The following is a 6,196-nucleotide window of genomic DNA, read 5'->3' on the forward strand; positions in this document are numbered from 1 at the left end:
TCAGATATCAATGTCAATGTAGAATACCCACAAATTATATTGTGTTTGATCCATACGACACAGTATACGATGCAATAGGTAATAATTCACATAGGATATTATGTGGTCACCCAAATAGCGTGGTTATCAAAAATAAGAACTCTACACGCTCTATCAATATTTTTTCTTTTACACTCAACACCCAACAGAGGATTGGAAGCCAACAAATCTATATTCTCTTCAAGTCTATTAATATACTCTTATGCGACAGTGGGACTATCTTTGGCAATAGTATCAAAAATAGAAAACAAATCCTCTTCTGCCAATTTTCTATATCGAATACTATACATATCTCAATCTTAACTCTTCAAATATCTTATTATGGCTATTTAGACTTATCGGAGAGTTAAGCCCCTCATCAATCTCTTTTGTAAATTTTGATAAATCTTGCTCATACTCAACTCTATTCGAAGGTTTAAATGCTTTAATTATCTTATATAGAGCCTCTAAATATATCTCATCTATATTATCAATCTCATTTTTCAAAATCTCTTTGGTTAGCATTGTCATAATTTTTTCCTTTGCTTTAGGGTTATTTTAGCGTAATTTTTTAAGAGTTGTGGGGATTTTTATAAGATTGGGTAAAATCCTCTATCAAATAAAAATACCACTAAAACCGATACCCAACAGCCCTAATCCTATCCAAAAACAGAGCCTCATATCTCTCCTTAGCCTCATCACTCAAAAATGACTTATCCAAAAGTGCAAATGTAGCCTTCTGCTTGGCTAAAAAGCTCTCTATACTCCCAATAGTAACCTTTTGAGGCAGACCCAATCTATCAGCAAAAGCCATAAAGTCATCATAGGCATAAAAACCATTGGCTTCAAAACTCTGGGTTTCATACTCCTCAAAAAGCTCTAAAGCTGTTCGTGACTCATTTGGCAAATGTATAGAGCTAGAGAGTAAGTCGTAAGCAGGAGAGAGACCATACTCCTTGGTTCTTCTCTGTGTGATTGAAAAGTTTTTGAGATGAGCATCACCATTGCCTACGAGATAGTTAAAGAGTACTAGTTTGAAATATTTGACCATCTCTATCTTGTAGGTGGGTAGATACTTTTTGATAAGCTCCCCTATCTGCTCATAACTATAATCATATTTGTAGTTTCTGCCATGAGTATCTTTGGTTTGACCTGCTAGTGAACAGAAATCCTCTTGGCGAATCTTTTTGTCATCTATCCTATCAAATCTCTTGGTAATATAAGCCAATTCCCCATCACTAAAAGAGATAAGTCCATTGTTGGCAGTCTCCAGTCCAAACACTTGTGAGGCTAACTGCATGGTAAAGTGTTCATTTTTGGCTACATCTTCTATAAGCTCACCATACTCCATTAGAGGAATCGGTTTGAGTATATATCTGCCATCTTTCGAGGTTGGGGTAAGTTTTTTATCTTCGATTTTTAGTGAGATTTTATCTTGGACTCCTGAGATAGAGAAGCTGGTTGAGAGTTCTATAGTTTTGGATAGAAACTCTTTTTTGTCAAAATCTAAAACAGACGATATTTTTTGATTATCAAAGAGCAACCGTGTACACTTTTTGCAATAAATATCTTTGGTTGATTTGAAACACCCTAAACAGTTCATGGTACCTCCCTTATCGTAATCGCTCCGATAGTATCACTGTTGGCTGTTTTGAGGAGTCTACTAAACTCATCATTCTCATCTATCTTTAGCTGTCTACATTGAAGTTTTTTTAGATTACCCTCGGCTAAAAGATTGGAGAAAAAAGGGTGAAGATATTTTGAGATAAAAGGCTCTTTTTGCTTGGGGAAAGTTAGACTGATAGCAGAATTTTCATTATCCTCTAAAAAGTCATTATCATACTGAAAAATATAATTTTCACCATCAAAATAAACTGTTCCTACAAACTCAAAGTCATCATAAACATACCCTAGCATTAATCAATCCCTTTGATTTTGAGCTCAATACTCAACCCCAATGTTTCACAGAGTTTAGAGAGCGTATCGATGGTGGTACTCACTTTCCCTTGCTCTATATTTGAGAGCTGTTTAGTACTTATTTCAGAGATTAGAGCCAAATCTATTTGGGTAATCCTTAGCTCTTTTCTTCTTGATTGAATGGTCTCTCCTAGCTTTTCACGGTTCATTTTTCAACCTAAATATATGCAATATAATACATATTTTTTATTATATTACACTTTTTATTCTGATAGTTGCTTTAAATATGTAGTATAGTACTTATTTAATCTATATCATTAATCTGCTGAAGTAGTCTTAATCCTCATAGAGTTCCCCACCACCATCAAAGAACTCAAACTCATAGACAATGCCGCCACCAATGGAATCACAAAACCTGCCATAGCAACAGGGATAGTCAGAACATTATAGATAAGAGAAAGCCCCAAGTTCTGCTTGATAAACTTATAAGTCCGTCTCGAAATCACAAAGCTATCTTTTATCCCTCTTAGAGAATCATTTAGCACAACTACATCACTGATAGCCAAAGCCACATCAGCCCCTTTTCCCATTGCTATTGCCACATCTGCTTTTGATAGTGCCAAGGCATCGTTGACACCATCCCCTACCATTACAACTACTCTGCCTTGCTCTTTTAGCTTATCTATATAGTTAGCTTTATCTATTGGGGTCATCTCTGATTTGAAATTCTCTATACCAATCTCTTTGGCAACCCTAGAGGCTACTGATTGGTGGTCACCTGTTGCCATTATTACATCTGTGCCTATTTGGGTTAGATACTTTATGGTCTCTCTTGCTCCATCTTTGATGCTATCTTCTAGTTCAAATGAGACTATTACCTCACCATCAATTGCAAAATGATATAGAGTATATTGGCTCTCCAAACTAAAATCTATACCGTTTGAAGAGAGAAGTTTACTATTTCCACCTAACAACTTCCTATTTTGATAAGTTGCCGTAACCCCTTGGGCGTGAATCTGTTCTATATTTTCAAGATTAGGAACCGATGGCTTTAGCCTCGTCTTGTTCGGGACTGAAGTCTCCGATTCCAGTTCCGTATTATATTTCTCTTCTAAATAGAGTTTTATTGCTCTACTAACAGGATGTGTAGAGCTATCAACTAGTGCATATAGAGGTGCTAAATATTTCGTCTCAATCTCATTTGACTGTTTTTTAATAGTCAAATTACCCTCTGTAAGTGTTCCTGTCTTATCAAAAACAATAGTATCAGCTTTTGCAAATGTCTCAATAAACTTCGCTTCTTTAAAGAGTAATCCTCTATTGGCTCCCCAAGAGATACCAATCAGAGAAGCTATAGGTGTAGCCAGAGCCAAAGCACATGGACAAGCGATAACTATCACCGAGATAGATACGATAAGAGCTTTTTCAAATCCAGCACCATAGAGATACCAACCCACAAAAGTTGCAACTGCCAAGAGCAAAATAGTAACCGAGAAATACTTTGAAATCTCATTGGCACTCTCTTCTATTTTTGGTTTAGAGGCTAATGAATCCTCTAACAGAGTTACAATACTGTTGAGCGTAGAGTTGGCATAATTTTTGGTAGCCTTATAGCGAATAACCTGCCCACTATTGATGGTTCCACTAAATATCTTATCCCCATCTCTCTTCTCCACAGGCAGAGATTCACCACTCATGCTACTCTCATCAAAGGTTCCCGTGGAGCTGATAAGCTCACCATCCACACTTGCTTTCTCTCCCATCTTGACCTCAATGGTATCACCCACAGAGATAGCATCGAGCATCACAACTTTTTTGACCCCATCAAGCACTACTGTAGCCTCTAATGGTACTTGTGATTTTATCTTGTCCATTGTATCCACAGCAGATTTTTTACCAATAACTTCGAGATATTTTCCAACCAATACAAAGGTAATAATCATCGCTACAGAGTCAAAATAGCTATGTCCTCCTCCACCAAACAAGACATAGAGTGAATATATATAGGTAAGCGTTGCCCCTGAACTAACCAAAAAGTCCATATTGACAATGTGATTTTTCAGCCCATAATATGCCCCACGAAAAAATATCCATCCACTATAAAACAGCACAGGAGTAGCAAATATAAACTCTGCAATATGCACCAGTTGCAAAGTCTCCTCTTTCATTCCAGAGAAGAATCCTGCATATTTGGCTACATCTATCATCATGATATTCATACTAGCAAAAATAGCGATACTCATTCGCAAGAAGTAGTCTCGTTTGTTACTGGTTGCTTTCTTCTCACTCTCACTTCTATCATAAGGGTAAGCGTTGTAACCGATGCTTCGTATCTTGTCTATAATCTCTGAGAGCTTAATGGTATCTTCATCCCAAACTACCTTGGCTTTATTATTGGTAAAGTTTATTGAAGCCTCTACAATCCCATCACTCTCACCTAAAATTTTCTCATTGAGCCAGATACAGGCAGCACAGTGAATCCCCTCTATCATCAAATTTACTTGGGAAAAACCATCAGAATTGACCTCAATATATCGCTGTGCAAAACTCTCCATATCAAAGTTGGAACTATCCTCTCCAACCCTTAGAGGAGGTGCAATAGTCTCGTTTCCCATCTTCTCATAGAAGCTATCAAGTCCATCATCTTTGAGCAGATGATAGACCCCTTGACACCCATTGCAACAGAAATATAAACTTGGGTCATTTTTCTCTCTAATCATTACAGATTCATCAAACTCTAATTGGCAATGGGTACACTTAACTATAGGCAAAAAAATCCTTTTGTCACTTATTGTCACAATTAGCATAAGTTTAGATAATAATTATTATAACTTTATAATATAATAAGCTAAACTATATCTTATTGTTTGTATCATATGGGTATTATATCAGAAAGTTAAGGAGTCTTCATGGAATTTAGAATAAAACGGTATTATGGTTATGTTATAGCATCTATAATATCATTAAGCTTACCCTTTATAACTATCGGGGGAAATCACATTTTCTTATTATCATTTGATAAGAAACAGCTTCATCTAATGGGAACAGCATTCGATATGCAAGAGTTATATCTTATGCCATTTATATTGATGTTACTATTTATCGGAATCTTTGCAGTCACTGCGATTGGTGGACGGGCATTTTGTGCTTGGGCGTGTCCTCAGACCATCTTTAGGGTTATCTACAGAGACCTTATCGAGACAAAACTACTAGGTCTTAGAAAACGAATTAGTAATAAACAGAGAGAGCCTGACTATAGTAAAAAAGAGAATATCTTAAAAAGAGTTGTTGCTATTCTTATCTGGTCAGTTCTTGCATTAATAGCTTCTGCTAACCTTTTATGGTTCTTTGTTCCACCAGAGCAGTTCTTTGACTGGATGATAAACAACCCAATGGAACACACTATCACACTTGGTATGCTTCTTGGTACGGCTGCCTTTTTGATTTATGATGTTGTTTTCCTAAAAGAGGATTTTTGTGTCTATGTCTGTCCCTACTCAAGAGTTCAATCAGTCCTCTACGATGAAGATACGCTTCAAGCTATCTATGACCCAAAACAGGGTGGTAAGATATATGATGATAATCATGAGAAGATAGTCTTCAAGAAAAAAGACCTTGCAGAGGATGAGGATTGTGTTGCGTGTCAACAGTGTGTAACTGTCTGTCCTACCCACATCGACATCCGTAAAGGAACCCAGTTAGAGTGTATCAACTGCTTGGAGTGTGTAGATGCTTGTACCAAAGTTCAAGGAAAACTAGGAAGAGAGACACTAATTCACTGGTCAAGCACTAGTGAGATTTACAGAGGAAATAAGACTCAACTCTTCCGTAAAAAGACCTATATGTATCTCGCTGCAATTGCTGCTATCTTTGTTATGCTAGTTATCATGGGTGGCAAAAAAGAGTATATGCTTCTCAATATAAACAGAGGAACAGAGCTATATAAGATTAAAGATAACAATCGTGTTATCAATAACTACTCTCTGCTATTTCAAAATACAGAACCTAATAAACATACCTATAAACTAGAGGTTGTTGGGGAGTATGCAGGAAAAGTTGATATTAAACGATTTACCTCTCTTACCCTTAGTGCAGGTAAAAAAGCTAAAAAAGTGATTAGACTATCTACAAGTGAGAGACTTGTTGATGATGCCACTAAAGACACGCCATTAACTGTTATGGTCAAGGCTTATGCTATTGATGAACCAGAGAGAGTTGTTATCTATCGTAAGATGATATTCTTCTATCCACGCTCTGATAA

At 36.6% G+C, this 6,196-nt stretch carries 6 protein-coding genes; 1 reads left to right on the forward strand and 5 read right to left on the reverse strand.

The genetic code is table 11. The features are described from left to right. Positions 1 to 321: 321 nt before the first annotated feature. From GSY74_RS02095 to GSY74_RS02115, 5 genes are all read right to left on the reverse strand, one after another. Positions 322 to 549, reverse strand: coding sequence for a hypothetical protein (locus tag GSY74_RS02095; RefSeq protein WP_164663463.1), 228 nt, complete (start codon positions 547 to 549; stop codon positions 322 to 324). A gap of 100 nt (positions 550 to 649) precedes the next feature. Then, on the reverse strand, positions 650 to 1,621 hold the full coding sequence (locus GSY74_RS02100; RefSeq protein ID WP_164663464.1) for a HipA domain-containing protein: 972 nt from the start codon (positions 1,619 to 1,621) through the stop codon (positions 650 to 652). Beyond that, positions 1,618 to 1,935: a HipA N-terminal domain-containing protein gene (locus tag GSY74_RS02105; protein ID WP_164663465.1), complete on the reverse strand. Its 318-nt coding sequence runs from the start codon at positions 1,933 to 1,935 to the stop codon at positions 1,618 to 1,620. The genes GSY74_RS02100 and GSY74_RS02105 overlap by 4 nt, the downstream gene beginning before the upstream one ends. Then, positions 1,935 to 2,144 (reverse strand): helix-turn-helix domain-containing protein, encoded by a 210-nt coding sequence (locus tag GSY74_RS02110; protein WP_164663466.1) that lies wholly within the window; start codon positions 2,142 to 2,144, stop codon positions 1,935 to 1,937. The genes GSY74_RS02105 and GSY74_RS02110 overlap by 1 nt, the downstream gene beginning before the upstream one ends. 108 nt (positions 2,145 to 2,252) lie before the next feature. Next, a complete protein-coding gene (locus GSY74_RS02115) occupies positions 2,253 to 4,706 on the reverse strand; it encodes a heavy metal translocating P-type ATPase (RefSeq protein WP_164663467.1) in 2,454 nt (817 codons plus the stop codon). Positions 4,707 to 4,844: 138 nt separating this feature from the next. On the opposite strand from GSY74_RS02115, the gene ccoG reads away from it, so the two are divergent. Further along, the coding region (gene ccoG / locus GSY74_RS02120) for a cytochrome c oxidase accessory protein CcoG (protein WP_164663468.1) at positions 4,845 to 6,196 on the forward strand (1,352 nt) is incomplete at its 3' end.

Origin of the sequence: Sulfurovum sp. bin170 (genome assembly GCF_010892395.1) — a bacterium.
Classification (GTDB): Bacteria; Campylobacterota; Campylobacteria; order Campylobacterales; family Sulfurovaceae; genus UBA1140.

Bases quoted from the DNA above. Each gene is read 5' to 3' on its own strand.
- GSY74_RS02100 (WP_164663464.1), bottom strand. From the start codon at position 1,621: ATGAACTGTTTAGGGTGTTTCAAATCAACCAAAGATATTTATTGCAAA.
- GSY74_RS02095 (WP_164663463.1), bottom strand. From the start codon at position 549: ATGACAATGCTAACCAAAGAGATTTTGAAAAATGAGATTGATAATATA.
- GSY74_RS02105 (WP_164663465.1), bottom strand. From the start codon at position 1,935: ATGCTAGGGTATGTTTATGATGACTTTGAGTTTGTAGGAACAGTTTAT.
- GSY74_RS02110 (WP_164663466.1), bottom strand. From the start codon at position 2,144: ATGAACCGTGAAAAGCTAGGAGAGACCATTCAATCAAGAAGAAAAGAG.